This window comes from Nonomuraea sp. NPDC005501, assembly GCF_040605905.1.
GTDB lineage: Bacteria > Actinomycetota > Actinomycetes > Streptosporangiales > Streptosporangiaceae > Nonomuraea.
In genome coordinates this window covers 40,136-65,532 of sequence record NZ_JBEXDT010000046.1, presented here as the reverse complement: position 1 = coordinate 65,532, position 25,397 = coordinate 40,136, and the positions used below count along the sequence as shown (strand labels likewise).

Here is a 25,397-nt window from a genome sequence, read left to right as displayed (position 1 = left end):
GCGTTCTTCATCGACTTCGGCGAGCTCCCCGTCGCGGAGCGCAACATGACCAGGCTGGTCTTCCTCGACGACGGCGTGCGCGACCTGTACGTCGATGCTGGAGGCGGGCGACCGGTCGGCCCTCGCCGCGGCCGGCCAGGCGGGGGAGGCGCTCGGGCTGGCGCTCACCTCAGCGGTCCATCTGCTCGACCCGGGGACGATCGTGCTGGGCGGGGCGTTCGCGCGGCTGTTCCCCTGGCTCGAACGGCCCGTGTCGGACGTCCTGTCGGCCCGGCTCCGGCAGATGCGGCGCACCGCGCCGCGGCTCGCGGTCTCGGCGATCGGCGCGGACGCGGCGATCCTGGGTGCGGCGGGCCTGGCCATGCAGCGGGTGATCGCGGACCCGGCGGGCGCCCTCGCCCTCTGATCTCTTTCAGGCCGTCAGTGCCCGGGTGAGGACGTCCGCGAGCAGGGCCGCCTGCGACCCGTCCTCGTCCAGGTCGGGGTCGAGGATCGTCACCTGGAGGCCCGCCGCGCCCGGCAGCCGCAGCAGGCCGCGCAGCAGTCGTACGAGCTCGTCGGGGGAGAGCCCGCCGGGGCTGGGGCAGTCGACGGCGGACATCACGGACGAGTCGAGCACGTCGGCGTCCAGGTGGATCCAGAACCCGTCGAGCTCCTCGCGGGCCAGCACCCCCGCCGCCGCCTCCTCGCCCCGGGACGCCACCTCGCCGGCGAGCACGTACGCGAGGCCGACGTCCGCGATGTCCGGCAGATCCTCGTCGTCCCGGACCCCGAGCACGATCACGTCCTCGTCGCGCACGTACGGCCGCAGGCCGTCGATGTCGGTCAGACGGCCGTCGCCGCGCCCGGTCACCAGCGCCAGGTCCTCCCCGGCCGCCGCGACGCCGACGTCGGGTGAGTTGCCCTGGTGGCGGAAGTCCGCGTGCGCGTCGAGGTAGGCCAGCCCGTACCGGCCCTCGCGCCGCAGCGCCAGCGCGGACCCGAGCACGATCGAGCAGTCGCCGCCCAGCACCACGGGGAACAGCCCCTCGCCGCGCAGTCCGGCGATGCGCCCGGCCAGCTTCTCCGTGTAGGCGGCGATGGCCTGGCCGTTGCGAACACCGTCGCCGGGCTCCCAGGTGGCCACGTACCGGGGCGGCACCACGGCGCCGGCGTCGCTCGCGCCGAGCCGCTGGAGCAGCCCGGCGTCGCGCAACGCCCACGGGGCCTTGTAGCAGCCGGGGACCGTGCCGGACGAGGGCGGCCGCAGGCCGAGGTTGGACGGGGCGTCGAGCACGGCGAGGCTTCTGTCAGTGGTTATACTGCTCATACTCCTGACGGTAGCACGGGATGATGGGATGGCGGAATGCGGGACTACGCGGAAACGGGCCTGGTGGCCCTCGACCTGGCCAACACCTGGGACCCGTACCTGGACGACCCGGAACGCCTGCCGGACGTGGACGCGCTGCGCCGCTTCTGCGCGGCGCTGCAGGTGGACGGGGGCGCGAACGGGCCGGAGGACCTGGAGGCGGTCCGATCGACGCGTGACGGGCTGTGCGCCGTGCTCTCCACCGACCCTCAGGACCGGGCGGACGCCCTCGCCCGCTGGACGGCCGGCCTCCCGCTGCGCCCGGCCGTCGAGGACGCGAACGGCGTCCCCCGGCTCCGCCTGGCCCCGGCGCCCGGCGCCCCGCTCGCCGACCGCCTGGCCGTACGCGCCGTCCAGGAGTTGCTCGACCTCGCGGCGGAGGGCGACTGGGACCGCGTCCGGATGTGCGCCGCCGCCCCGTGCCGGGACGCCTTCGTGGACCGCAGCCGCCCGGGCCGTCGCCAGTTCTGCTCCACCCGCTGCGCCAACCGCGCCCACGCCGCCGCCTCCCGAGCCCGCCACCGCCTCTGACACCTGTTTGGGCCACTCAGGCGATGTAGACGTTCATGCCTGCGTAGTCGAAGGTGATGGCGTGGGGCTTGAAGAACTCGTGCGTGAAGTTGGCGATCGTCTCGAACCCGAAGAGCTGGAGCCAGGGCCACCCGCCGACGACACCGGGGACGTTCCGGCCGACGGTCTTGCCGAGGCTCATCCTGGCGGGAGTGATCGGGTAGACCGTCATCCCGCCACCCGTGTCCGGATGGGCGTAGTCGATCTCGATGCCCGCCTTCTTGGCGTTCTCCTCGGTCGTCATGACGCCCATGCCCATGCCTCCCGTGTCGAGGGAGGCCACCCGTGGCCCGTAGTCGTTGAGGCTCCCCAGCGTGCAGGGCACGTGGTCGCCGGCCAGCCACAACGGCAGGCGGTCGGCCCCTGCGCGCCCGGCCTCCGCCCGGAGGTCGCGCAGCTGTGCTCCCGTCTTCCGCCGTAGGACGAGCGCCTGGTTCGCGTAGTCCATCGTGGCCAGGAAGTGGTAGAGCAGCGTGGTCCCGATGACACCCGACGGGCGAGAGCCGTCCGGCAGGTCCGGCATTCTCAGGTCGTACCAGACGACGGGAACATTGCGCAGCACGATGTCACCCAGTTGGAACGACTCCATGACGCCGTGGTAGGTCGTGAGGGTCTGCCCGGCGGGATGGCTCGTGCTCGTGGACAGCGCGCGCAGACCGGCCTGCTCCGCCATCTCCGTGGAGAAGGCGAGCGTCGCCCCGGTGTCGATGAGGAACCGCTTCGGCTTCGACCCGTTCGCGGCGGCCTCGACGCAGGGCAGAGGATCGACGCACACCAGGGGAACCCGCGTCCTCTGAGCGCCGCGCATCTCGTACGGCGTGCCGGTCACGCCGGCGTACTGGGTGGCGAACGCCGCGTCGCTCTCGTCGCCGGTGCTCCTCAGCAGCGGCACCGCGCGGGCGAGCCTGTCCTGCCGGACGTAGCATTGCGCGAGCTGCCGCCTCGAAAAGGTGTCGTCGGGCGCCAGGCGGACGGCCTTGCTCAGGAACCTCTCGGCATCCTCGAACTTGTTGGACAGCAGCGCGATGCGTCCGCGCTGCGCCACGCCGTGGGCGTTGCCGGGGTCCTGCCGCAAGAGATGCGCGTAGCCCCGATCGGCCTCCTTGAAGCTGCCGGCTTTGAACAGCTGGTCGGGGTCGATGGTCGATGACGAGGAGCTCAGGGTCATCGAGAGGGGCGCGCTTTCCGGGGGGCCCAGGTGCGGAGCCAGCGCGGCAGCTCCCGCGGCCAGGCCCGCTCGCCGCAGGAACTTACGTCGATCGATGTTCTCAGGGGTGCTCGGCGTGGACGAGGATGTTCGGGGTCGAATCATGGGAGGTATTGCATCCAGCGATGTGTTCACTCCGTATAAAGCCGGCGATCAGCGCCACGCGGGTCCTGTACGCCGCTCATGGGTTGTTACCGGTCATGGTGGCCGGGCTTCTCATGGTAGGCACATGTAGGCCCAGGTCCTCCGAAGGAAGACTGGGGCCCTGGTCGGTGAAGAGGTCTTTCAGGACGTGGACACAGGGGGTGTGGGGAGCTCGGCTCCCCCACATGACGCCGTCCGAGTCGAGTCGCGCGGAGCGCGCCCTTTGAAGGCCTCGCGTTTGAGCTCTTTTCCGGACGGCCCCCGCCCCCAGAACGGTCAGGCGAACAGGGCGCGGCCCCAGTAGTCGCCGGCGTCCCGGACTCCCGGCGGGCAGGCGAACAGCCCGCTCGACACGTGCTTGATGTACTCGTTCAGCGCGTCGTGCCTGGCCAGGTTCATCTGCACGGGCACGAACTGGGTGCGCGGGTCGCGCTGGTAGGCGATGAAGAACAGGCCGGCGTCGAGCCGCCCCAGACCGTCGGAGCCGTCCACGTAGTTGTAGCCGCGCCGCAGCAGGTGGGCGTTGGCGTTGTGGCTGGGGTGGGCGAGTCGTACGTGGGCGTCCGCCTTGATGTACGGCTGGCCGTCCGGCCCCGTGGCGTTGAAGTCGGGCGTGTCGAACTCGGCCTTCCGGCCCAGCGGCGCCCCCGCCCCCTTGTCGCGCCCGAAGACGGCCTCCTGCTCGGTCAGCGAGGTGCGGTCCCACGTCTCGACGGTCATGCGGATCTTGCGCGTCACCATGTACGTGCCGCCGGCCATCCAGTCGGAGCCCGACGCCCACAGGTGGTCGCGCAGGAGCTGGGCGTCCTCCAGCTTCATGTTGTTGGTGCCGTCCTTGAAGCCCATGAGGTTGCGCGGCGTGGCCTGGGCCCGGGAGGTGGACGACGTACGGCCGAAGCCGAGCTGCGACCACTTCACCGACACCTTGCCGAACCCGATCCGGGCCAGGTTGCGGATGGCGTGGACCGCGACCTGCGGGTCGTGGGCGCACGCCTGCACGCAGATGTCGCCGCCGGAGATGTCCGGGTTGAGGTGCTCGCCGGGGAACTTGGGCAGGTCGGCCAGCGCCGCGGGCCGTTTGGCCGCCAGCCCGAACCGGTCGTCGAACAGCGACGGCCCGAACCCGATCGTCAGCGTCAGCCCGGAGGCGGGAAGGCCGAGCGCCTCGCCGGTGTCGTCCGGGGCGGCCTCCGGGGAGCCGCCGACGGCGCCGAACGTGCCCGCGTCCTTGCCCTGCGTCAGGCGGGCCGCCGCGGCGGTCCACTCCTGGAGCAACTCCACCAGCTCGGCCCGCTTGTCGGTGATCACGTCGAAGGCGACGAAGTGCAGCCGGTCCTGGGCCGGGGTGACGATGCCGGCCTGGTGCTCACCGTAGAACGGGACGGGGTCGGAGGCGGAGGCCGCCCGGGCCACCGGCTCGTCGAGCAGCGAGCGCGTGGCGACGGCGCCCGCGCCCACGACCGCCACCCCCGCCGCGCCGAGTCCGAACAGCTTCCTGCGGCTCAGCCCGCTTCCGTTGCCGCCCGCCTGGTCGCCGTGCTCGTCCACCGTCACCCCTCCTCGCCCGCTGTTCACTTCGCCACGATGGGGGCGATCTGGCTGATCGGCTCCCCGAGGGCGTTGATCGCGTCCGACAGCTTCTTCAGGTCGGCCTTGGACAGCTTGTCGTGCAGCTCCCAGCCGTCGCCCTTCTGGTGGACGGCCAGCGCCGCCTCAGCCGCCGCGAACCTCTCGTCGAGCGTCTTGACCAGGTCCGGCGCCCGCTCCTCCAGCACCGGCCGGAGCGCCTGCACGGCTGCCTTGGAGCCTTCGACGTTGGCGTCGAAGTCCCACAGGTCGGTGTGCGACCAGATGTCCTCCTCGCCGGTGATCTTGCCGGTGGCGACCTCGTCGAGCAGCTCCTTGGCGCCGTTGGCGAGGTTGAGCGGGGTCAGCTCCGTCGCGTTGGCCTTGGCGACGACGGTCTTGACGTCGGCGATCAGCTTGTCGGCGACGGGGCCGTCCTTGCCGACGTCCTTGGTCACCCACAGGTCCTTCTCGATGCGGTGGAAGCCGGTCCACTCCTCGCCCTCGGCGAGGTCGGCCTCGCGGGCGTCGATGGCGGGGTCGAGGTCGCCGAAGATCTCCGCCACCGGCTCGATCCGCTCCCAGTACGTACGGGAGACCGGGTACAGCTCCTTGGCCTTGGCGACGTCGCCGGCCTTGACCGCGTCCACGAACTCCTGCGTCTTGACCAGCAGCGTGTCGCTCTGCGACTTGACGTACCTCTTGTACTCGGCGGTCGCGGCGGCCAGCTTGGCGTCCTTGGTGAGCGGCTTGTGCTCGCCCGTCACCTTCAGCGGGTTGCGGATGCCCTTGCCGACCATGCCGGGCTTGCAGGTCGCCTCGTACGTGCCGGCCGGCAGCTCGGCGACCACCTCGCGGGTCAGGCCGGGCACGATGTTCTCCACCTCGGCCATGACGCGGTCGCCCGGCGCGTACACGTAGAACTCGGTGACCTTGCTGCCGCCGTTGGTGATCGCGAACGTGCTGGTGCCGGCCGTCACCTCGGAGGCGGCCACCTTGCACTCGGTGTCGGACGCGGCCACGGTGATCTTCCCGGGCTTGCCGGCGGCCGCCGAGCCGGTGGCCGGCTGCTCGCCGGAGCCGCAGGCGGCCAGGCAGAGCAGGGCCAGCGCGCCGGCGGCCGGGATCAGGCCGTGCCGGGCGAGGGGGGTGCTGATGCGCATGGTGCTCCTCAACGGTCAGGCGGACGGCCGGGCGGCCTGGGTCGTGGACGTCGTGGTCGGCGTCGTCCTGGTGCGCTGCGGGCGCAGGAAGATGAAGAGCGTGGGCACGAGGTACAGCAGCCAGGCGAGAGCTTCGAGCACGCTGGGCTGCGGCGTCAGGTTGAGCGTCCCGGCCAGCAGCGCACCGTACCAGGAGTCGGCGGGGACGACCGCGCTGACGTCGAAGGCGTAGGTGTTGAGCCCGGGCAGGATGGCCGCCTCCTGCAGGTCGTGCACACCGTACTTGAAGATGCCGGCGGCGACGAGGATGAGCAGCAGCCCGGTCCAGGTGAAGAACTTGGTGAGGTTGATCCGCAGGGCGCTGCGGTAGAGGCCCCAGCCGATCAGCACGGAGGTGAGCAGGCCGAGGCTGATGCCGGTCAGCGGCGCGGTGGTGGCGGTGGCGCCCTGGACGGAGGCGAAGAACAGCAGCGCCGTCTCCAGGCCCTCGCGGGCGACGGCGAGGAACGCCATGACGACGACGGCCAGGGAGCCCATCTGCAGGGCGTCGGTGAGCTTGCCCCGCAGCTCGCCGGAGAGCGCGCGGGCGGTGCGGCGCATCCAGAAGATCATCCAGGTGACGAACACCACGGCCAGCAGGGACGTGATCGCGTCGAAGAGCTCCTGGCCGGTGTGGCCGAGGTTGGCGGCGGTGAAGGTGAGCAGCGCCCCGAAGCCCACGGACAGCGCGACGGCGCAGCCGACGCCCGCCCACACGTGCGGGAGCCGGTCCCTGCGGTCGCTCTTGACGAGGAACGCGATGAGGACCGAGACGACGAGCGTCGCTTCCAGTCCCTCGCGCAGTCCGATCAGGTAACTGGCGAACACGGTCACTCCCGCAGTGGCGTAGGAAAGGCTTACCTAAATTAGGGCAGGTGGAGCCTACCCAATGCAAGCGGGTCGACTGACACGCCCCTCCTCTTCGTGCCCCGTCGCAGGTCAAAAGGGGAACGTCTACGGCGGCCCATTTCACCGCGTCCAACCGGTAAAGCCACGGCGCGCGTTGCCGCTGGACCGGCCGGGCCGAGGAAGGTGGCTCCAGGAGTCCGTACGGGGGGATCGCGATGGACGATCAGATGGGTGACGCCTTCGGCGTGCGGGTGGCGGGACTGCCGGCCGACGGGCTGGAGGAGTTGCGGTTCACGCGCACCTGGGCGCTGGTGGACGAGATCCTCGCGGAGGACCACGCCGAGGCGGGACGCGGTCACCACGGCGATCCCGGCGACGAGCCGGACGACGAGGACCAGGACGACGAGCCGGACGGCGGCCCGTACGGCGCGGGCGGACACAGGTTCGGCCGTGACCCGTACGGCGCGCCGGTCGAGGAGGGCGACGACGGCGACGGCTGGGCCGACGAGGCGCCGGGGGCGCTGGCCGAGGCGCTGGCGGCCGAGCTGGCCGACCGGGCCGACGCGCTGCGCTCCCTGGGCGGCGACGACGCGTTCCTGCGCGGGCTGGCCTGCGCCAGCCCCGGCCTGTCGGCCACGATGGAGAGCTGGCTGGCCAGGCCCGGCGCGGTGCCGAGACGGCCCAGGCTGGCACGCCTGGCCAGGAACGTCGCCCGCGCCGCTTCCACGGCCAGCCCGCACGCCGCGTTCACGATCAACGGGCTGGGCCGGTGGGCGGACACGGGACCGGCTCTGACCCCGGCCGGCGAGCTGCGCTGGAGCGCCGTCCCCGAGGTGGACCTCGCGACGGTGCGCCGCGTCTGGGCGGCGCTGGCCGAGCGGCCGGCGCTGCGCGAGGCCGTGCGGGTGCGGGTCAATCCCAGCCTGTGGCAGGAGGACGGCCGGCTGTGGTTCCTCGGAGCCGGGCCGCGCGCCGGAGACGGGGACGAGGGCGGGGGCGGCGGCCGGTCGGCCGGCGGTCCGTTCCGCGAGCCGGTCGAGGCCCCGGCGCCCGCCGCGGTCCTGGCCGAGCCGGCCGTCGCCGGGGCGCTGGCCTGGGTGCGCGCCACGCCCGAGCCGACCGTCGGGGCGCTGGAGCGCGCCGTCGCCGAGCCGGGCGTGGTGAAGCGGCTCCTCGACCTGGGGCTCTTGGAACGGCTGCGGCCGTTCGCCGACCAGGCGCTGGACCCGCTCGCCGACCTCGCCGCCTGGGTGGAGGAGGTCCTGCCCGGCGACTCGCCCGACCGGCCGTGGCTGCCCAACGCGCTGCGCGAGGCCGTCGAGGCGACGTACGGCGAGCGCATCAGGCCCGTGGCCGGCTGGCTGCTCGCCCGGCTCGGCGACACGGTGGGGCTCGGCGAGCGCGGCGTCCGGCTGGAGACGGCCGTGTCGACGGCTCCGCCGGCCGTGTGCGGGCGGGCCGCCTGGCAGCCGGTGCTGCGCGACCTGGACGCCGTGCGCCGCCTGGCCGCCGTGTTCGACCCGGACCTTCCGGTCAAGCTCACCGCCGCCGAGCACTTCGTGGAGCGCCACGGGGCGGAGGCGTCGGTGCCGTTCCTGGCCTTCTACCGCGACGCCCCCGCCGCCTGCGCGGACCTGCGGGCGCTGCTGGACCGGACCGGCCCGACCGGCGGCTCGCCGGGGCGCCGGGTGGCCCGGCTGCGGCGCGAGACCTGGAACGCCCTGTACGCCTCGCCGCCCGACGAGCGCGGCGTGCTGGTCGCCGACCCGGACATCGTGGAGAAGATGGCGGTGTCCTGGCCCGCCTACGTCCGGCCGCCCGGCTCCATCACCTGCTACGGCCATCTGACGGCGGGCCCGGAGTTCGTGCTGAGCACGGTCACCACCGGCTACGGCCGGGGCGCCGGCAGGACCCGCCACCTGCTCGCCCGCGCGGGCGTGAGCGTGCCCGACGGGACGCGGCAGCCGGTGGCCGAGTGCCTGGGCAGCTTCGGCAACCACCTGAACCTACGGCCCGCCTCGGCCGTGGGCGTCGACTACCCGTTCACCGTCACGGACGGCGCGGAGCTGTCGCTGACGGACCTGCGCGTCTCGTACGATCCCGGCACGCTGCTCCTGGTGCTGACCGGCGCCGACGGCGAGCCGGTGCGGCCCGCCCACCTCGGCATGTCGGCGCCGCGCGCGCTGCCGCCGGCCTGGTCGTTCCTGGTCCGGGTGTTCGGCGAGCCGACGGGGCTGGCGCCGGTGCCGTGGCGTTCGGCCGCGGCCGTCGACGAGGTGCAGGCCAGGCCGCGGCTCCAGCTCGGCCGGGTGGTGCTGGTGCGGGCCGGCTGGCGGATGCCGGTCGCCGAGCTGCCCGTGCCGTACGAGGGGGAGAGCGACGCGGCGTTCGTGCTGAGGACGGCGCGCTGGCTGGAGCGGCACGATATCCCCCGGCGGTTCTTCGTCCGCTTCGGCTCGGGGCGGCGCGCGGCCCGCAGGCCGTTCTACGTGGACGTCACCGACCACTTCCTGCTGCTGGCGATGGCCCGCTCGGCGGCCGGCAAGGACGGGAACGTGGTGCTGGAGGAGGCCCTGCCGGACCCGGCGGACGCCCCTTCCTACGGGGTGCACGGCAGGCGGGTCACGGAGTACGCGCTGAACGTCTCCGGCTGACGTCCGCCTGGGACGGCACGTTGCTCATCGTGCGCACGAACACCGTCCCGAGCAGGGCCCCGGCCAGCAGGGGGGCGCCGTGGTTGTCGCCCAGGAACGCGAGCGCGGCGCCGCCCGCGAGCAACGCGCCGGCCGCGATCCGCGGGGGAGCCGCGAAGCCGGCGCGGCCGCTCAGCGCCCACGCGGCCAGGCCGCCGGCCAGTCCCGCGACGGCCACGGAGCTGCCCGCGCTGTAGTGATCGGTCACGTAGCCGACGGCGTTGCCGGCCAGTCCGCCGGCCAGGTACAGGGCCGCCCAGCGGGCCCGGCCGAACGTGCGCTCGGCGGCGACGCCGGCGAGGAGCAGCAGCACCCCGTTGAAGACGACCTGGTGCCGGCCTTCGGGGTTGACGAGCACCGGGGAGATCAGACGCCACCACTCGCCGTGGTAAAAGGCGTTGGTGCGGGCGAGGGCCTGGGCGAAGCCGGGGACGAGGTATCCGGCGGCGGTGGTCACGGCGGTGACGCCGAAGACGGCCCAGGTGAGGACGGGACGGGCGCCGGGGGTTCGGGACAGGGGGCGGTTCACCACTGGCCCTCCATGTCGGAGGGTCCCCACGGCCGGCGGCTGCCTCCACGCTGGGTCCTGGTCATGTCGGTACTCTAGGACGAAATTTACACTGAGACAACTTTTAGTCTCGGTGTATTGTTGTGCCATGGAACTCGGCTTGCGTGAGTTGAAGAAGCAGCAGACCCAGCGCTCGTTGTGGCGGACGGCGATCGAGCTGTTCCTGGAGCGCGGCTTCGACAACGTGTCGGTGGCGGAGATCGCCGCGGCGGTCCAGGTGTCGAAGAAGACGGTCTTCAACTACTACGCGACGAAGGAGGACCTGGTCCTTGCCCCGATGGAGGCGCACGTGGACGACGCCGCCCGCGTCGTGCGGGAGCGCGCGCCCGGCGAGACGGCCGTGGCGGCGCTGCGCCGTCACTTCCTCGCCATGCTCGCCGAGCGCGACGCCTCGACGGGGATCGACGACACGCCGGAGGTCCTGAGCGTCATGCGGCTCATCCAGAGCACCCCCGCGTTGCAGGTCAGGGCGTTCGCCTTCCACCGGCACGCCCAGGAGCTGCTGGAGCGCGAGCTGGCCGCCCAGTCCGGGCGCGACGACGTGACGGCCCGCGTGGCGGCGGCGCAGATCATCTACACGCGCGCCGCCCTCGTCACCGAGAACCTGCGCCGCCTGTTCGCCGGCGAGCCGGCCGACGCGGTCTACCCCGACGCGTCGGCCGACGCCGAGCGGGCCTTCGACCTGCTGGAGAAGGGGCTCGGCGACTACTGCGGCGGCCCCTAGCGGAGGCTGTCCGCCAGCAGGCCGAGCAGCGGCTCGCGCCGGTCGCACCGCTCCAGCAGGAACGAGTCGGCCAGCGCCACCAGCTCGTCGTCGCCGAGGCCCCTGAACAACTCGGCGTACTCCGGCAGCAGGGCCTGCGCGATGAGGATGTGCCTGACGAGGTCGTCGGTCTGGTACCGGGCGCCCCACGGGTAGGGGTTCCAGCCGGGGGCCTCGGTCTCGACCAGCCGGTGCAGCGGCGCCAGCTCGCTCGCCGTCTCCTCCATGGTCGAGCCCCACCGGTCGGCGCCCAGCCGCCGCTTCTTCTCGATGAACGGGCCGAACCGCTCCAGGTACGGCCCCCGGGCGCAGACCAGACCCTGCAGGCCCACGTCCTTGTACGTCCACAGCGACCAGCCGGCGTCGTACCCGTCGTAGATCTCCAGCTGGTCCCGCAGGATCTGGTAGCGCTGCCGGTCCGTGTCGGGGTCGCCGGTGTAGACGGGCCCGAACTCGCCCACCCACAGCGGCGTCCCCGTCTCCCGCTGGAACCGCGAGCGCCGCTCGAAGGCCCGCTCCAGCTCGCCCCGGTCGCACCACTCGCCGCGCGTGTACCCCGGGTACGGCCCGCCGTGGGCGAACCCGGCCAGGGCGTAGTCGTGGCAGACGAACACCGTGTTCTCGTACATCTCACGGAAGACCGTGAAGTCCGTGGCGTAGGTGTTGCCGTCGAGGAACAGCACGTGGCGCGGGTCGGCGGCGCGCAGCGCCTTCACCAGCCGGTCGTAGAACGGCCCGACGACCTTGCCCGACGGGTCGCCCGGCTCGTTGACCGGGTTGTAGCCCGCCACCCACGGATGGTCGCGGTAGTGGTCGGCGATCGCCTCCCACAGGTGCACGACCCGGTCCTGGAAGTGCCGGTGCTGCCACAGCGCCGCGACGTGTGTGGGGTTGTCGGAGTGCCAGTGCTGGTTCTGCGAGCCGGGCAGGGCGTGCAGGTCGATCACGCTGTACAGGCCGTGCGCGCCGAGCGCGTCGATCACCCGGTCCAGGTGCCGGAAGCCGTCCTCGATGATCTCGAACGGCCGGTCGTCGGACTCGAAGTGCCGGTAGTTGACCGGGATGCGCACGCAGTTCATGCCCAGCCCCGCCAGCAGCGCCGCGTCGTCCTCGGTGAAGAACGAGCCGAGCAGCCGCTCGAAGAACAGCGCCGCCCGATCCTCGCCCAGCACCTCGCGCACGGCCAGCCGCATCGACGACTCGTTGGCGGGGTAGCCGGTGATGAAGTTCTCCATGTTGAGCCAGCCCCCGAGTCCCACGCCGCGCAGCCGCACCGGCGTGCCGTCGGAGGTCAGGAGCCGTGTTCCGGACACATGCAGCATGGTCACCCTTTCGTCGCGCCCGCGGTCAGTCCGCCGATGAGGTGCCGCTCGGCGACGGCGTAGAAGCCCAGCGCCGGCAGCATGGCCAGCACCAGGTAGGCGAGCACCCGCGCGGTGTCCGAGGCGTACTGGCCCTGGAACTGCTGCACGCCCAGCGGCAGCGTCCACGCCGACTCGTCGCTGAAGACCACCAGCGGCAGCATGAAGCTGTTCCAGCTCCCGACGATGGCCAGGACCGAGACGGTGGCGAGCGCGGGGCGCGCCATCGGCAGCAGGATGCGCCAGAAGAACCCGAACGGCGTGCAGCCGTCGATGGTGGCGGCCTCCTCGACCTCGCCGGGGATGCTGCGGAAGAAGCCGCGCAGGATGATGATCGTCAGTGGCAGCCCGAAGGCGGCCTGGGTGAGGATCACCCCGAGCGGGTTGTCGATCAGCCCGAACGTGCGCAGCAGCACGAAGATGGGCAGGATGGCCACGGCGAACGGGAACATCAGCCCCACCGTGAAGACCGTGAACAGCAGCTCCCGGCCCCGGAAGGCGAAGCGGGCGAAGACGTAGGCCGCCATCGCCGACAGCAGCACCACGATCACGGTCGTCGCCACCGCGATGAACGTGCTGTTCCAGAGCTGTCGCCAGAACGACCCCGAGCCGAGCACGTCGGTGTAGTTGCCGATCACCCACGGGTCGGGCAGGCCGAAGGCGTTGGTGGAGAGCTGGTCGGTGCTCTTGAATCCGCCGAGCACCGCGTACACGACCGGCACGAGGATGAACGCGCCCACGATCCAGGCGACGGCGTGCAGGGGAAGGGTGTTGCGTCTCACCGGTGGTCTCCCATCGACGTCGTCGCGCCCTCCAGGTCGCGCCGCATCACGAACCGCTGGTAGAACAGCGCGAAGACGAGGCTCAGGCCGAACATCACCACGCTGATCGCGCTGGCGTAGCCCACCTGGTTGCGGCCGAAGCCGAACTCCATCATCGTGACCGCCATGGTCTCCGAGGCGTGGGAGGGGCCGCCCTCGGTGAGGATCCAGACGAGGTCGAAGAGCTGGATCGTGTAGATGACCGACAGGAACACGCTGATCCGGATCGTCGGGCCGAGCAGCGGCAGGGTGACGTGGCGGAACACCTTCCACGGCGTGGCGCCGTCGATCTGCGCGGCCTCGATCAGCTCGTCCGGGATGTTCTGCCGCCCGGCCAGGTAGATCATCATGTGGAAGCCGAAGTACTTCCACGTCATCACGAGGAACAGCGACGGCATGACGGTGCCCGTGTCGGCCAGCCACTCCGAGTCCAGCCCGACCACGCCGAGGATCTGGTTGGCCAGGCCCGCGTCGGGCGAGAGCAGGAGCGAGAACAGCACCCCCGTGATGACCTCGGACAGCACGTACGGCGCGAAGAAGACCAGCCGGTAGACGGCCCTGCCGCGGACGCGCTGGTGCAGCAGCATGGCGATGGCCAGCGAGAACGGCAGCTGCACGCACAACGACAGGAGGATCAGCAGGACCAGGTGCCACACGTCCTGCCGGAAGACCTCGGTGCCGAACAGTCGGGTGAAGTTGTCCAGGCCGACGAAGTCCGTGGGCAGGCCGCCGAAGCCGTTCCACTTGAACACGCTCGCGTACAGCGCGACCGCGATCGGCGCCACCACCAGCAGCAGGAACAGCACCAGGGCGGGCAGGACGAACAACGTCATCGTCACCCAGGGCCGGCGCGGGCGCTCGGGCGGCCGCGCGCGGGCCGGGAGCGCGGGCGCCTGCGGCCCTCGCGTCAGCGTCGTCATTCGCTCTTGGCCACTTCCGTGATGGCCTCGACGACCTGCTGCGGCGTCTTGGTGCCGCCGATGAGCTGGGCCACGCTGTCGTTCACCTCCGCGCCCACCGCGGGCGGGTACGCCTGGTCCAGGTAGAGCTGGAACCCGGTCGCGCCGGCCAGCGACTCCGCCACGATCTTGAGGTTCGGGTCCTTGACGGAGCTCTCCTCGCCCTGGAGGACGGGCAGCACCCCGCCGGCCTCGACCGCCCTGCTGTGGTTGGCCATGGCGGTGAAGAACTTGACGAACTCGACGGCCTCGGGCGGCGCGTCGGCGCCGACGGCCAGGCCGCCACCGCCGCCGAACGCCTCGGTGACCGTCCCCTTGCCGCCGTCGACCGCGGGGAAGGGGAAGAAGCCGAGGTCGTCGCCGAGGCCCTTGCCGGACGACTTCTGCACGGCCGGCGCCCACTGGCCCATCAGCTCCATGGCGGCCTTGCCGTTGGAGACGGACGCGGACTGCCCGTCGGGCGTGGAGTAGCCGGCCCCGAGGAAGCCCTTCTGGAACGGCTGCAGGTCGGCCAGCGCCTTGAGCTGCTGGCCGGCGGCCACGAAGTCGGGGGTGTTGAAGTTCTTGTCGACCGCGGCCTGGTGCATGGCCGGCACGCCGCCGATGCGCATGGCGAGGTAGGCCCAGTAGTAGTGGCCAGGCCACTTCTCCTTGCCGGCCAGCGCGATCGGGGTGGTGCCGGCCGCCTTGAGCTTCCTGACGTCGTCGAGGAGCTCGGCCCAGGTGGCGGGCGGCTGCTGGATGCCGGCCTTGGCGAAGAGCTTCTTGTTGTACCAGAAGCCGACCATGCCGATGTCGGTCGGCAGGCCGTACGTCTTGCCGTCGAACTGGTAGGCGGTCAGCGACGCCTTGGTGAAGGTGCCGAGGACGGGGGCGACGTCGGCGGAGATGTCCTTGACCAGGCCCGCGTCGATCTGCTGCTGAAGGACCCCGCCGCCCCAGGAGGCGAACACGTCGGGTGCCTTGCCCGACTGGGTGAGCGTAGTGATCTTGGACTTGTACGCCTCGTTCTCCAGGACGGTGGCCTTGATGGTGACGTTGGGGTGCGCGGCCTCGAACTCCTTGGCCCGCTGGACCATGATCGTCTTCATCGGTTCGGTGGTGGACAGGTGCCACAGCTCGAGCGTCACCTTGGCGGGGGAGCCCGCCGTGCTCTTCCGCGGCTCGGCGGCGCCGCCACCGCCGCCACTGCAGCCGGTGACGAGAACGGCCGTCGCGATCAGCAGGAAACCACGTTTCATAGGGGTTCTCTCCTTCAGGCCGAAAGTTTCGTGAAACCCCCCGATAATTTCGTTGCCCGGAGCATAGGTAAACGGCCTGTTACGCGTCAATAGCAGGAACGGGAGCATCGCGGTGCCGAAAGTTTCGGTACACTTTCGAGCATGTCAGCGAAGAGACGGGTGACGATCGCCGTGATAGCCGAGGAGGCCGGGGTGTCCATCCCCACGGTCTCCAAGGTCATCAACGGCCGTCCCGAGGTCGCGCCCGCGACCCGCTCCCGCGTCGAGCGGCTGCTCCAGCAGCACGGCTACCAGCGGCGCGCCAGCGCCGGCGACACCCACGCCGGGCTCGTGGACCTCGTCTTCGCCGAGATCGAGTCACCGTGGGCCATGGAGATCGTCCGTGGCGCCGAGAGCGCCGCCCACGAGGCCGGGTCCAGCGTCGTCATCTCCGTCCTGCACACCCACGCCGGACCTGGACGCGACTGGATGGAGCGCCTGGCCGGCCGCCGCACCGACGGCGTCGTCATCGTCGCCTCACGCCTGTCGGCCGGCGTGCAGGACCAGCTCCGCGCCCGCTCGCTGCCGTTCGTCGTCGTCGACCCCGAGGGGGAGCCCGCGCCCGGCGTCGTCTCCGTCGGCGCCACCAACTGGAACGGCGGGCTCGCCGCCACCCGCCACCTGGTCGAGCTGGGCCACCGCCGCATCGGCGTGATCAGCGGTCCCGCCGACATGCTGTGCAGCCAGGCCCGCATCGACGGCTACCGCGCCGCCCTGGAGACCGCCGGCATGCCGGTCGCGCCGGAGCTGATCCGGCGCGGCACCTTCCTCGTCGACTCCGGCCACGACAACGGCCACGCCCTGCTGTCCCTCGACGACCCGCCCACGGCCATCTTCGCGGGCAGCGACCTGCAGGCGTTCGGCGTCTTCGAGGCCGCCCGGCAGCGCGGGCTGCGGGTGCCGGAGGACCTGAGCGTGGTCGGCTTCGACGACCTGCCGCTCGCCCGCTCGGCCTGGCCGCCGCTCACCACCGTCCGGCAGCCGTTGCAGGAGATGGCCGCGCTCGCCGCCCGCACGGTGCTCGCGATGGGCCGCGGCGAGGTGCCGGAGTCGCGGCGCGTGGAGCTGGCCACGGAGCTGGTCGTCCGCGAGAGCACCGCGCCTCTTCGCCGCTGACCCGGCGGGATCGGTCAGGGCCGGAGGAACAGGGCGCGCCTCGTCTCCGTGCCCACCACGCTGCCCACGCACCGGTAGAAGCGCGCCCCCGCCGTGAACTGGGCCGCCGACGGCGGCATCACCTCCGACTCCAGCTTCCGCCCGGCGCGCTCGGCCGCGGCGTTGCGCGTGGCCAGCATCACCCGCGGGGAGCACACCCGCTTCACCGTCGGGTGCCTGGCCAGGTCGTGCTGGTCGTACGTCATGGAGTCGTCCGGTATCGGCGCCACCGCGTACGTCTCCCAGGAGTGCGTCTCCTCGCAGCCCACCCGCCGGGCCGTGGTGTCGCCCGCGATGATGACGAGGCCGCCCCAGCACTCGGCCTCCTTCACGCATGCCGCGCCGGCCGCCGCTGCCGCCGCCGGGCAGCCCTCGGTGTAGGTGTCCAGGCCGCTGAGCGGGCCCTTGGCGGGGCGTCCGGTCGCCGGGGCCGTCCCGGTGGGCCCGGTCCTGGACGGATCTGTCCCGGTCGGATCGGTTTCGGACGGGTCGGCCGGGGCGGTGGCCTGCCGGTCGGACGGCTCGCCGGTGACGCGGTCGTGGACCACGACGCCGACGGCGGTCGCGGAGACGACGGCGAGGACGGTCACGAGCGTCAAGAGCAGTTTGGAGGCGCCGAGCCGGGCGGGCGCCTCGGTGTCGGCCTCCCGGCCGCCGCGCCGCCGGGGGCCCGTTCCGTCGTCCGCCGCGTGCGCCGGACCTGGACCGGGTCCGTGGGGCGCGGGATCGCGAGGCGCGGGATTGCGGGGCCCGTACGCGGGGTCGTCCGTCCTGTGCGCCGGGCCATGAGGAGCGGCCGGGACGTGGGCGGGCCCCGGGGACCCTGTGCCGAGGGACCCTGTGCCGAGGGGGACGGAGCCGAGGGGATGCGAGCCGGGGGGAACCGAGCCGAAGGGGGCGGCGGCGAGGGGGACGGCGGCGAGCTCGTCGCGGAAGGTGGCCGCGTCCGGGGTGCGCTCGCGCGGGTCCGACGCCAGCGCCCGTCTCAGCACCGCCGTCAGCTCCGGCGGCACCCCCGGCAGGTCCGGCACCGGCAGACGGTGCAGCGCCAGGATCACCGCCAGGTGCGGCACGCCGCTCTCCGGGAAGCGCGGCGGGCGGCCCGACATGAGCGCGTAGACGGTCGCGGCGAGCGAGTAGACGTCACCGGCCGGGGTGGGCCCGGCCAGCTCGAACGCCTCCGGCGGGGCGTAGGCGGGAGTCAGCGACTCGCGGGTGACCGAGGCGTCCAGGCCCGGCGCGGACCCGGATGCCGGCATCGTGGCCAGCCCGAAGTCGGACAGCGCGACCTGGCCGTACCGGTTGAGCAGGATGTTGGCGGGCTTGACGTCGCGGTGCAGCACGCCCTGCGCGTGCGCGGCCGCCAGCGCGCCGGCGATGCGGACGCCGGCGTCGCGGGCGTCCGCCGGGGTGAGCCGCCGCCCCTTGAGCGACCCGCCGGGGCACAGCTCCAGCACCATGTACGGCCGGGCGTCGGGCAGCAGACCGGCGTCATAGACGGGCACCACGTGCGGATGACCGGACAGCGCGCCGGCGGAGGTGACCTCGCGCATGAAGCGGCGCCGGTCCCGGTCGGAGAGCAGGACCCGGTTGTCGACCTTGAGGGCGACCTCCCTGCCCACGGCCGACTGCCGGGCCCGGTAGACGACGCCGAAGCCGCCCTGCCCCAGCACGCCCCGGATTTCGTACCCGGGGACGGATAATTCCGACACGCGCGGAAGCGTAGCGCGTGCGGCCAGGCGTCCGAGTTTTCTGGTCGGCTACCGGGGCAGCCGGTACGACATGCTGCGAAACCTGGTGAACGGAGCCGTCGGAGGAGCCCTGGCCACGGCGGCGATGAGCACGGTCATGGTGGCGGGCGAGCGCGCCGGTCTGATGGGGGACCAGCCGCCCAAGCGCATCGTCCGCGCGATCCTGCCCGGCCACCGGCACAGGAGCAAGCCGGGGGAGGGCGTGCTCGGCGCCGTGGCCCACTTCGGGTTCGGGGTGGGGTCCGGGGCGCTGTTCGGCGCGCTCGCCCGCGGCCGTCGCGTCCGGGTGCCGCTCGGCATCGCGTACGGCCTGGCGATCTGGGTGGCCAGCTACGCCGGATGGGTGCCCAAGCTGGGCACGATGCCGCCGCTGCACCGTGACCGGCCGGGCCGCCAGGCGGTGATGGCCGCCGGGCACGTCGTGTACGGCGTGGCCCTGGCCAAGGCCCTCAACCGCCTCGACCACCGCACCCATCACAGCACCGATCACCGCACCGGCGCGGCCTGACGGCCGCCGGTGGCCGGGGCAGGTGGGGGCGGGTAGGGTCGGCGCACGTGAGCACCGAGTTGGAGCGGCTGACCGCACGGCTGCGCGCGTTCGCCGAGGCCCGGGACTGGGAGCAGTTCCACACCCCCAAGAACCTCGCGATGGCGCTGGCCGGCGAGGTGGGCGAGCTGGTGGCCGAGTTCCAGTGGCTCACCCCGGCAGAGTCGGCGAGCCCCGACCCGGCCACCCTCGACCGGGTCCGCTCCGAGCTGGGCGACGTGACCGCCTACCTGGTGCGCCTGGCCGACGTCCTCGGGATCGACCTGGTGGAGGCGGCGGGCGCCAAGCTGGACGAGAACGAGCGCCGCTACGACCCCGGCCGCTACCGCGGCTCGGCCAGGAAGGCGCCCCCGCTGTCCTCCTGAGCCGAACCCAACAGGGCTTCGGATGCTCTTCTCGCCGGCTCAAGGTCCCCCCTAAGGTGACGGGCATGCGATTCGGCGTGCTCGGCCCGCTGGCCGTCTGGACCGACGCCGGGGAGAGCGTGGCGATCCCCGGCCTGAAGGTGCGGGCGCTCCTCGCCGATCTCCTCGTCAGCGAGGGGCACGTGGTGTCGGCCGACCGGCTGGTCGACGACCTGTGGAGCGGCGAGCCGCCGGGCAACCCCGCCGGGGCGCTCCAGGTCCGGGTCTCCCAGCTCCGGCGGGCGCTGGAGGACGCCGAGCCCGGCGCCAAGAACCTCGTCGTCTCCCGCGCTCCCGGCTACCTCCTGAGCGCCGAGCCCGGAGCCGTGGACGCCGCCCGCTTCACCGGCCTGGTCGCGCGGGCCGAGGCGGCCGACGGGCCGCGCGCCACGGCCGCGCTGCTGTCGGAGGCGCTCGGGCTCTGGCGCGGACCGGCGTTCGCCGACTTCGCCGACGAGGAGTTCACCAGGTCGGCGATCGTCCGCCTGGAGGAGCAGCGGCTCGCCGCGCTGGAGCGGCACGCCGAGGCCCGGCTGGAACTGGGCGAGCACGGCCTGCTCGCGGGCGAGCTGGGTGAGCACGTCGCCCTCCACCCGCTGAGGGAGCGGCTGCGCGCCGTCCACATGCGCGCCCTGTACCGGGCGGGGCGGCAGAGCGAGGCACTGGCCAGTTACGCCGAGCTGCGCGAGCGGCTGGCCGAGGAGCTCGGCCTCGACCCCGGCCCCGAGCTGGCCGAGCTGCACCAGGCGATCCTCGGGCAGGACCCCGCGCTCAGCGCAGTGACCGAGCGCCCGGCCACCAACCTGCCCGCCCCCGTCAGCAGGCTCATCGGCCGCGACGACGCGATCACCGAGGTCGCCACGCTGCTGGCGGACCACAGGCTCGTCACGCTGACCGGCAGCGGCGGCGTCGGCAAGACCCGGCTCGCGCTGGAGGTGGCCCACAGCCTGTCCGGCGCGTACACCGACGGGGCCTGGCTGGTGGAGCTGGCCTCGCTCGACCGCGCCACGGGCTCGCCCGCCGAGGCCGTCATGGAGGCGCTGGGCATCCGCGAGGGCACCGACGGCGCGACGCCCGCCGCCCGGCTCGCCGAGGTGCTGCGCACCCGCGAGACGCTGCTGGTGCTGGACAACTGCGAGCACGTCGTCGACCGGGTCGCCGACGTGGCCGGCGCGCTGCTGCGGGCCGTGCCCAGGCTGCGCGTGCTGGCCACCAGCCGCGAGCCGCTGTCCCTGCCCGGCGAGGTGCTGTGGAGCGTGCCGCCGCTCGACGTGCCCGACCTCACCGCCTTCGACGCCGTCCTCGGCGCCTCACCCGGCGCCGCCCTCGCCGCCGCCGAGCGGTCCGACGCCGTCCGCCTGTTCGTCGCCCGCGCCGCCGCCTCCACGCGCGGCTTCACGCTCGACGCGGGCAACGCCGAGGCCGTCGTACGGCTCTGCCGCCGGCTCGACGGCATCCCGCTGGCGCTGGAGCTGGCCGCCACCCGCGTACGGGCGCTCGGTCTGCGCGGGGTGGTGGCGCGGCTGGACGACCGGTTCCGGCTGCTCGCCTCCGGGCACCGCGGCGCCCCGCCCCGCCAGCAGACGCTGACCGCGGTCATCGACTGGAGCTGGGAGCTGCTGACCCCGCCCGAGCGGGTGGTGCTGCGCCGCCTGGCCGTCCACGCCGACGGCTGCACGCTGGAGGCGGCCCAGGAGGTCTGCGCCGGCGACCGGACAGGCCGGGACCGGATCGACGAGCTCGCGGAGATCGGGGAGCTCGACGTCCTCGACCTGCTCGCCCGGCTGGTCGACCGGTCGCTGGTGGTGGTCGTGGAGGGGGCCGCCGGCGTCCGGTACCGGCTGCTGGAGTCCGTCGCCGAGTACTGCCTGGACCGGCTGGCCGACGCCGGCGAGCTGGAGTCCGTACGGCGGGCGCACGCCCGCCACCACCTGGCGCTGGCCGAGCAGGCCGAGCCCGCCCTGTACGGCCACGACCAGCGGGAATGGCTGCAACGGCTCGACGCGGAGGCCGCCAACCTGCGCGCGGCGCTGGAGACGGCGGCCCGCGGCGACGACGCCGGCACCGCGATCCGCCTGGTCAACGCGCTGAGCTGGTACTGGTACCTGCGTGGCAGGCCCGGCGAGGCCCGGCGCTCCCTGGAGACGGCGCTCGCCCTCCACGGCGACGCCCCCGGCCGGGCCAGGGCGGCGGCCTGGCGGGCCGGGTTCGCCCTCATGCTGGGCGACCAGGCGACCTGGGACACCGCCGCCATCGAGGATCCCCGCGACCGGGCCAGGGCCGAGCTGTTCCTCGGCATGGCCGTGGCCGACGTTCCGACGGCGCAGGCGCTGATGGGCGGCGCTCTGACGACGTTCCGCTCCATCGGCGACGAATGGGGCATCGCGACGGTGCTCAGCAAACGGGCCCGTGACGCCTTCACGCAGCGCGACGTGGTCGCCCTCGAACGCGACAGCGAGGAGAGCGTCCGGCTGTTCGACAAGCTCGGCGACCAGTGGGGACGCCTCCAGGCCCTGGAATGGCTGGGCGGCCTGGCCGAGATGCGGGGCGACGGCGAAGGGGCCAGGCTGCTGTTCGAGGACGGGCTGCGGGTGGCCGAGGAGCTCGGGCTGTGGAACGAGGTCGCCCGCCGTACGGCCTGGCTGGGCTGGGGGGCGCTGCAGGCCGGAGCCTTCGAGCGGGCGATGGAGCTGTGCGGCCGGGCACTGCGGCTGTCGGTCGAGCAAGGGTTCCGGGAGGGCAAGGTGATGGCCGAGATGGGCCTCGCCTTCGCCGCGCGCCGGGCCGGTCGGTTCGACCTGGCCGAGCGGCACCTGCTCCACCTGCTCGAAGGGGTGCCCCGCCACCCCGGCGCCGAGCCCGCGCTGCACCTGCCCACCACGCTCGTCGAGCTCGGATACCTGCGCGAACGGCAGGGCGACGCCGAGGAGGCCCGGAAGCTGCACCTGGAGGCGCTGGCCGCGGCCCAGAGGGTCGGCGACCCGAGCAGCGTCACGTTCGCGGTCGAGGCGCTCGCCGCCGCGCTTGCCGCATCCGGCTCGCCGGACCGGGCCGCGCGCCTGCTGGGCCTGGCCGCCGCCGCCCACGAGGCCGGCCGGACGCCGGCGACGCCGTCGCAGACGGAGGAGATCGACCGGGTCACCGAGCGGGTGCGGGAGGCGCTGGGGGAGGAGGGGTTCGCGGCCCTGTACGAGGAGGGCAGCCGCCTGAAGCTCGACGACGCACCAGGCCTCGCCCTCTGACCTTCACGCCCGGGTGGCCACGTACTCGGCCAGACGGTCGAAGAACTCGATCCAGCCGGCCTTGGCCTGCTGGGCGTGCTCCTCGTCGGTGTTGACGCCGAACTGGTGGAAGCGCATCTCGGTCCCGCCGTCCTTCCCGGTCAGCTCCAGCGTGGCCACGGAGGCGGGGCCGTCGCCGGGGTTGTCCGGGTCGCCGGTGGTGAACACCAGCCTGCCGGGGCCGTCCACCTCGCGGTAGGTGCCGCCGAGCGGGGCCTCGAAGCCGCCCTCGCCGACCAGGACCACCTGCCACACGCCGCCGGGCCGCAGGTCGACGACGATCCGCTCAACGGGGGCGGTGAAGGAGCGCGGCCCGAACCACCGGGACAGGCGCTCCGGCTCGGTCCAGGCGGCGAACACCGCCTCGCGGGGGGCGTCGAGGACTCGGGTGATCTCGTACTGCGCGGTCTGCGTGGTCATCGGGGTGCCTTTCTCCGGTGGTCGTCGGCCTGACGAGTCCCACGATGCCGGAGCGGCCTTACGGTCTCCTTCAGGTGCTCTTAAGACCCGTTCAGCCGGCTTCCACCATGGGGTCGGCGGCCAGATAGCCGGTGACGTCGGGGGCCTGCGGCCGGGCCAGCACGTGCTCCACCCAGGCCCGCCGTTCATGCTCGATGGCCACCAGGTGCCAGACGCAGCCGATGGGCGCGTCGAGCGGCAGCCTGCGCAGGTCGGTCGTGCCCGGCTCGGCCCGCCACAGCCGCTGGAACAGGATGTCGGACTGCCACCAGCACACGTTCGCCCACAGCGCGTCGGTGCCCCGGTCCACGATCACGAACGCCACCCCGCCCCCCTCGGGCAGCTCCTGCTCGACGGCCCGCAGCGCGGCCTCCACCTCGAAGTCGTCCGGCAGCTCCCCTCCGGCGGTGATCCCGACGACCTTCACGCTCCATCCGCCCACCATCGTCACGCCCAGGGACCGGGTCCGGCGCGGGCGGTAGGGGGCTCTCGGTGGCTCCAGTGCGGTCATGGATCAGAAGGTAGTCCCGGACGTGCCGGGACCAGAAGCCCGTTCGGCACTCTCATCCGAACCGTTGCGCGGACGCGGCGATCGGCCGGCGCGGCGATCAGGAATGGTAAGCCACCGTCCGTGATTTTTGTATGACTTAATTGGACTTTGTGGCCATTAACGGCGGCGGTTACGCTTCGTCCATTTGGCAACGTGCTTCGAGCCGCGAGAGTCAGGGACCGTGTCACTGGTTTCTGGTGGCTGGTCAACAACGCCCACGAGCTGTTTTACGCGGCCGACGGCGTTCTCGTCACCTCGGTGCGGCAGATCTCGTCGCCCCATGGCCCCGAGCTCTTCGGCCAGGACCCTGCCGCGCTCGATGACCATCTGGGAGCCTTGCGGGCGCTGGCGGCACGGATGGAGGCCGATGACAAGGCAGGCGTGACACCCGCCGCGCCCTACCCCGACTGGCAGACCGCACTGGCGACCGTTGAGGCGCTGACAGGCGTTCGCTTGGACCTCGACCGGTTCACCCGCGAGCAACTGTCTGTCCGAACCCCCGGCCTGGGGTGATCGCGCTCAGCACGGGCACTGTCGCGTGCGCGATCGCCGTGTTCGGTGGCAATGCCCGTCCGGGTCTCCCCAACGGACCGTCCTTGGCTTGCCCGCGACGCATACGCCCGGTGGCCATTCTCTTGGAGCACATACGGTCCGTCAGATCACTCTGAGCCTGGCGGGCCGCCGCCGCAAGCACCTCTTCGAGCATGGCAACGCGCTCTCTCCTGGCGGCGGCCGCCGTACCGGGGAATGGCGCCGGCCGGTGCTGGTCGTCGCCGTGATCGGCAAGGCATCCTTCATCGTGCTGGTCGCGACGGCCGCGGGCGCGCACCCGAAACTGACTGCCGCCAGCGCCCGCAAGGCTCCCAGATGGTCATCGAGCGCGGCGGGGTCCTGGCCGAAGAGCTCGGGGCCATGGGGCGACGAGATCTGCCGCACCGAGGTGACGAGAACGCCGTCGGCCGCGTAAAACAGCTCGTGGGCGTTGTGCCCACGGACCGTGCTGGTCGTGCCGCGCCGCACGATCCGCTGCAGCTTCTGGCCTTCTTGGTCCGTGAGCCTGCGGACCTTGACCGGTTGCGTCCCTCGGCCTCCCACGTGCCGATCGAACGCGATCAGCACCATCCAACCGGCAGAAACGCCCTACGCGTCAACCCGGTGATCATTTCCGGTCAAAGCACTAGCGCACGGGTAGCCACACCTGGCCGGAGCCGTGTGTCCTGGACAGCTCCACCCTCCAGCACCCGGGCTTCGGGAACACGAAGCCCGTTCCCCACTCCTCGCCCGGTCGTTTCCAGGTGGACCCGCCATGCTGCTCGGGTCCGAACGTCCGGCGGGCCCGCGTGCCGTCCGGCAGCGTGGCGGTGACCGTCAACGGCCCTTCACCGGTCATCCGCCAGACGATCTTCACCTCGCGACCCTTCCGGAACGGCACCGGGGCGAACAGCAACCCCCACACCTCCGCGCCCCGGCCCTCACCCCGCACCTCCGGAAACCCGCCGCCGGACGTCAGCACCGGCATTCCATGACACCCCTTCCCGGCCCCCGCGACGGCCGGGCTGGGCCCGTCGCTCGCGCCAGGAGTCGCCGCCGCCTCGTCCCTCGCCGTTGGGGTCGCCGCGGCGCCGTCATCGCGGCTGGGCTTCGCTTCCTCGCTCGAACCGGGAGTCGTCGCCGGGGCGGTCGCCGGCGTGTCCGGGTCTCGCCCTGGACCGCCCGCCTTCCCGGCTCCGCCGGCCGTGCAGCCGGCGGCCAGCAGCAGGAGCGCCGCTCCCATCGCCGTCCATCTCATGAGGCCTCCTCACTCGCTCATGTCCCATACACCGGGAGGCGGCAGAAGGTTCCCGTCATGATTTATGATCGTAAAAGGAAATAAAGGATCACACCGAGAGCAATGAGCCAAAAAATTGCTCCTATCGCCC

General features: G+C 72.6%; 24 protein-coding genes and 1 pseudogene. 9 read left to right on the top strand and 16 right to left on the bottom strand.

Annotated elements, in window-relative coordinates; genetic code table 11:
- The first annotated feature begins 94 nt into the window (after positions 1-94).
- Positions 95-406 (top strand): ROK family protein, encoded by a 312-nt coding sequence (locus ABZS51_RS22560; RefSeq protein ID WP_355444193.1) that lies wholly within the window; start codon positions 95-97, stop codon positions 404-406.
- Between the two features lie 6 nt (positions 407-412).
- Here the strand turns inward: ABZS51_RS22560 and ABZS51_RS22555 are convergent, their stop codons facing one another.
- On the bottom strand, positions 413-1,309 hold the full coding sequence (locus ABZS51_RS22555) for an arginase family protein (protein WP_355444191.1): 897 nt from the start codon (positions 1,307-1,309) through the stop codon (positions 413-415).
- Between the two features lie 36 nt (positions 1,310-1,345).
- Between ABZS51_RS22555 and ABZS51_RS22550 the strand changes: the two genes are divergently transcribed.
- Positions 1,346-1,879, top strand: a complete 534-nt coding sequence (locus tag ABZS51_RS22550; RefSeq protein WP_355444189.1) for a CGNR zinc finger domain-containing protein — start codon at positions 1,346-1,348, stop codon at positions 1,877-1,879.
- A 16-nt stretch (positions 1,880-1,895) separates the two neighbouring features.
- Here the strand turns inward: ABZS51_RS22550 and ABZS51_RS22545 are convergent, their stop codons facing one another.
- The 5 genes and pseudogenes from ABZS51_RS22545 to efeU all read right to left on the bottom strand — a co-directional run bounded on the left by ABZS51_RS22545 (position 1,896) and on the right by efeU (position 6,865).
- Entirely contained in the window at positions 1,896-3,086 is a 1,191-nt protein-coding gene (locus ABZS51_RS22545; protein ID WP_355444206.1) for an aspartyl protease family protein, read from the bottom strand.
- Positions 3,087-3,113: 27 nt separating this feature from the next.
- Positions 3,114-3,230 (bottom strand): annotated as a pseudogene (locus ABZS51_RS22540) (twin-arginine translocation signal domain-containing protein); the annotation flags it as partial.
- A 315-nt stretch (positions 3,231-3,545) separates the two neighbouring features.
- The gene (efeB, locus tag ABZS51_RS22535; RefSeq protein ID WP_355444186.1) at positions 3,546-4,844 is read right to left on the bottom strand and encodes an iron uptake transporter deferrochelatase/peroxidase subunit; all 1,299 of its coding nucleotides are present in this window, start codon (positions 4,842-4,844) and stop codon (positions 3,546-3,548) included.
- Positions 4,841-5,998 (bottom strand): iron uptake system protein EfeO, encoded by a 1,158-nt coding sequence (gene efeO / locus ABZS51_RS22530; RefSeq protein WP_355444183.1) that lies wholly within the window; start codon positions 5,996-5,998, stop codon positions 4,841-4,843. Before efeO ends, efeB begins: the two co-directional genes overlap by 4 nt.
- 15 nt (positions 5,999-6,013) lie before the next feature.
- Positions 6,014-6,865 (bottom strand): iron uptake transporter permease EfeU, encoded by an 852-nt coding sequence (gene efeU, locus ABZS51_RS22525; RefSeq protein ID WP_355444180.1) that lies wholly within the window; start codon positions 6,863-6,865, stop codon positions 6,014-6,016.
- A 236-nt stretch (positions 6,866-7,101) separates the two neighbouring features.
- Between efeU and ABZS51_RS22520 the strand changes: the two genes are divergently transcribed.
- Positions 7,102-9,540, top strand: a complete 2,439-nt coding sequence (locus ABZS51_RS22520; RefSeq protein WP_355444177.1) for a lantibiotic dehydratase — start codon at positions 7,102-7,104, stop codon at positions 9,538-9,540.
- Here ABZS51_RS22520 and ABZS51_RS22515 read toward each other — a convergent pair.
- Positions 9,509-10,108: a rhomboid family intramembrane serine protease gene (locus ABZS51_RS22515; protein WP_355444174.1), complete on the bottom strand. Its 600-nt coding sequence runs from the start codon at positions 10,106-10,108 to the stop codon at positions 9,509-9,511. The two genes, ABZS51_RS22520 and ABZS51_RS22515, sit on opposite strands and share 32 nt — an antisense overlap.
- A gap of 139 nt (positions 10,109-10,247) precedes the next feature.
- Between ABZS51_RS22515 and ABZS51_RS22510 the strand changes: the two genes are divergently transcribed.
- Positions 10,248-10,871, top strand: a complete 624-nt coding sequence (locus ABZS51_RS22510) for a TetR/AcrR family transcriptional regulator (RefSeq protein ID WP_355444171.1) — start codon at positions 10,248-10,250, stop codon at positions 10,869-10,871.
- On the opposite strand, the gene ABZS51_RS22505 is transcribed toward ABZS51_RS22510, so the two are convergent.
- The 4 genes from ABZS51_RS22505 to ABZS51_RS22490 are packed head-to-tail and all read right to left on the bottom strand — an operon-like array spanning position 10,868 to position 15,292.
- Positions 10,868-12,232, bottom strand: coding sequence for a cellulase family glycosylhydrolase (locus ABZS51_RS22505; protein WP_310709396.1), 1,365 nt, complete (start codon positions 12,230-12,232; stop codon positions 10,868-10,870). The genes ABZS51_RS22510 and ABZS51_RS22505 overlap by 4 nt on opposite strands.
- Before the next feature lie 2 nt (positions 12,233-12,234).
- Positions 12,235-13,053, bottom strand: coding sequence for a carbohydrate ABC transporter permease (locus ABZS51_RS22500; protein WP_355444168.1), 819 nt, complete (start codon positions 13,051-13,053; stop codon positions 12,235-12,237).
- Positions 13,050-14,012 carry a sugar ABC transporter permease gene (locus ABZS51_RS22495; protein ID WP_355444165.1) on the bottom strand — a complete coding sequence of 321 codons (963 nt, stop codon included), beginning with the start codon at positions 14,010-14,012 and terminating at the stop codon, positions 13,050-13,052. The genes ABZS51_RS22500 and ABZS51_RS22495 overlap by 4 nt, the downstream gene beginning before the upstream one ends.
- A complete protein-coding gene (locus ABZS51_RS22490) occupies positions 14,009-15,292 on the bottom strand; it encodes an extracellular solute-binding protein (RefSeq protein WP_355444163.1) in 1,284 nt (427 codons plus the stop codon). Before ABZS51_RS22490 ends, ABZS51_RS22495 begins: the two co-directional genes overlap by 4 nt.
- Before the next feature lie 141 nt (positions 15,293-15,433).
- On the opposite strand from ABZS51_RS22490, the gene ABZS51_RS22485 reads away from it, so the two are divergent.
- Entirely contained in the window at positions 15,434-16,447 is a 1,014-nt protein-coding gene (locus ABZS51_RS22485) for a LacI family DNA-binding transcriptional regulator (RefSeq protein ID WP_355444160.1), read from the top strand.
- A 14-nt stretch (positions 16,448-16,461) separates the two neighbouring features.
- On the opposite strand, the gene ABZS51_RS22480 is transcribed toward ABZS51_RS22485, so the two are convergent.
- A complete protein-coding gene (locus ABZS51_RS22480) occupies positions 16,462-18,198 on the bottom strand; it encodes a protein kinase (protein ID WP_355444156.1) in 1,737 nt (578 codons plus the stop codon).
- A gap of 70 nt (positions 18,199-18,268) precedes the next feature.
- Between ABZS51_RS22480 and ABZS51_RS22475 the strand changes: the two genes are divergently transcribed.
- The 3 genes from ABZS51_RS22475 to ABZS51_RS22465 all read left to right on the top strand — a co-directional run bounded on the left by ABZS51_RS22475 (position 18,269) and on the right by ABZS51_RS22465 (position 22,430).
- Entirely contained in the window at positions 18,269-18,745 is a 477-nt protein-coding gene (locus ABZS51_RS22475) for a DUF6789 family protein (protein ID WP_355444153.1), read from the top strand.
- Positions 18,746-18,792: 47 nt separating this feature from the next.
- Positions 18,793-19,149 (top strand): nucleotide pyrophosphohydrolase, encoded by a 357-nt coding sequence (locus tag ABZS51_RS22470; RefSeq protein WP_355444150.1) that lies wholly within the window; start codon positions 18,793-18,795, stop codon positions 19,147-19,149.
- Positions 19,150-19,214: 65 nt separating this feature from the next.
- Positions 19,215-22,430, top strand: coding sequence for a BTAD domain-containing putative transcriptional regulator (locus ABZS51_RS22465; protein WP_355444147.1), 3,216 nt, complete (start codon positions 19,215-19,217; stop codon positions 22,428-22,430).
- A gap of 3 nt (positions 22,431-22,433) precedes the next feature.
- Here ABZS51_RS22465 and ABZS51_RS22460 read toward each other — a convergent pair whose 3' ends face one another.
- Together ABZS51_RS22460 and ABZS51_RS22455 are read right to left on the bottom strand one after the other, a co-directional pair.
- Positions 22,434-22,889, bottom strand: coding sequence for an SRPBCC domain-containing protein (locus ABZS51_RS22460; RefSeq protein WP_355444144.1), 456 nt, complete (start codon positions 22,887-22,889; stop codon positions 22,434-22,436).
- 91 nt (positions 22,890-22,980) lie between these two features.
- On the bottom strand, positions 22,981-23,439 hold the full coding sequence (locus tag ABZS51_RS22455; protein WP_310709386.1) for a hypothetical protein: 459 nt from the start codon (positions 23,437-23,439) through the stop codon (positions 22,981-22,983).
- 192 nt (positions 23,440-23,631) lie between these two features.
- Between ABZS51_RS22455 and ABZS51_RS22450 the strand changes: the two genes are divergently transcribed.
- Entirely contained in the window at positions 23,632-23,991 is a 360-nt protein-coding gene (locus tag ABZS51_RS22450) for a hypothetical protein (RefSeq protein ID WP_355444141.1), read from the top strand.
- Between the two features lie 141 nt (positions 23,992-24,132).
- Here the strand turns inward: ABZS51_RS22450 and ABZS51_RS22445 are convergent, their stop codons facing one another.
- Both ABZS51_RS22445 and ABZS51_RS22440 read right to left on the bottom strand, forming a co-directional pair.
- Positions 24,133-24,600 (bottom strand): hypothetical protein, encoded by a 468-nt coding sequence (locus tag ABZS51_RS22445; RefSeq protein ID WP_355444209.1) that lies wholly within the window; start codon positions 24,598-24,600, stop codon positions 24,133-24,135.
- A gap of 55 nt (positions 24,601-24,655) precedes the next feature.
- Positions 24,656-25,267 carry a hypothetical protein gene (locus ABZS51_RS22440; RefSeq protein WP_355444138.1) on the bottom strand — a complete coding sequence of 204 codons (612 nt, stop codon included), beginning with the start codon at positions 25,265-25,267 and terminating at the stop codon, positions 24,656-24,658.
- Between the last annotated feature and the right edge of the window lie 130 nt (positions 25,268-25,397).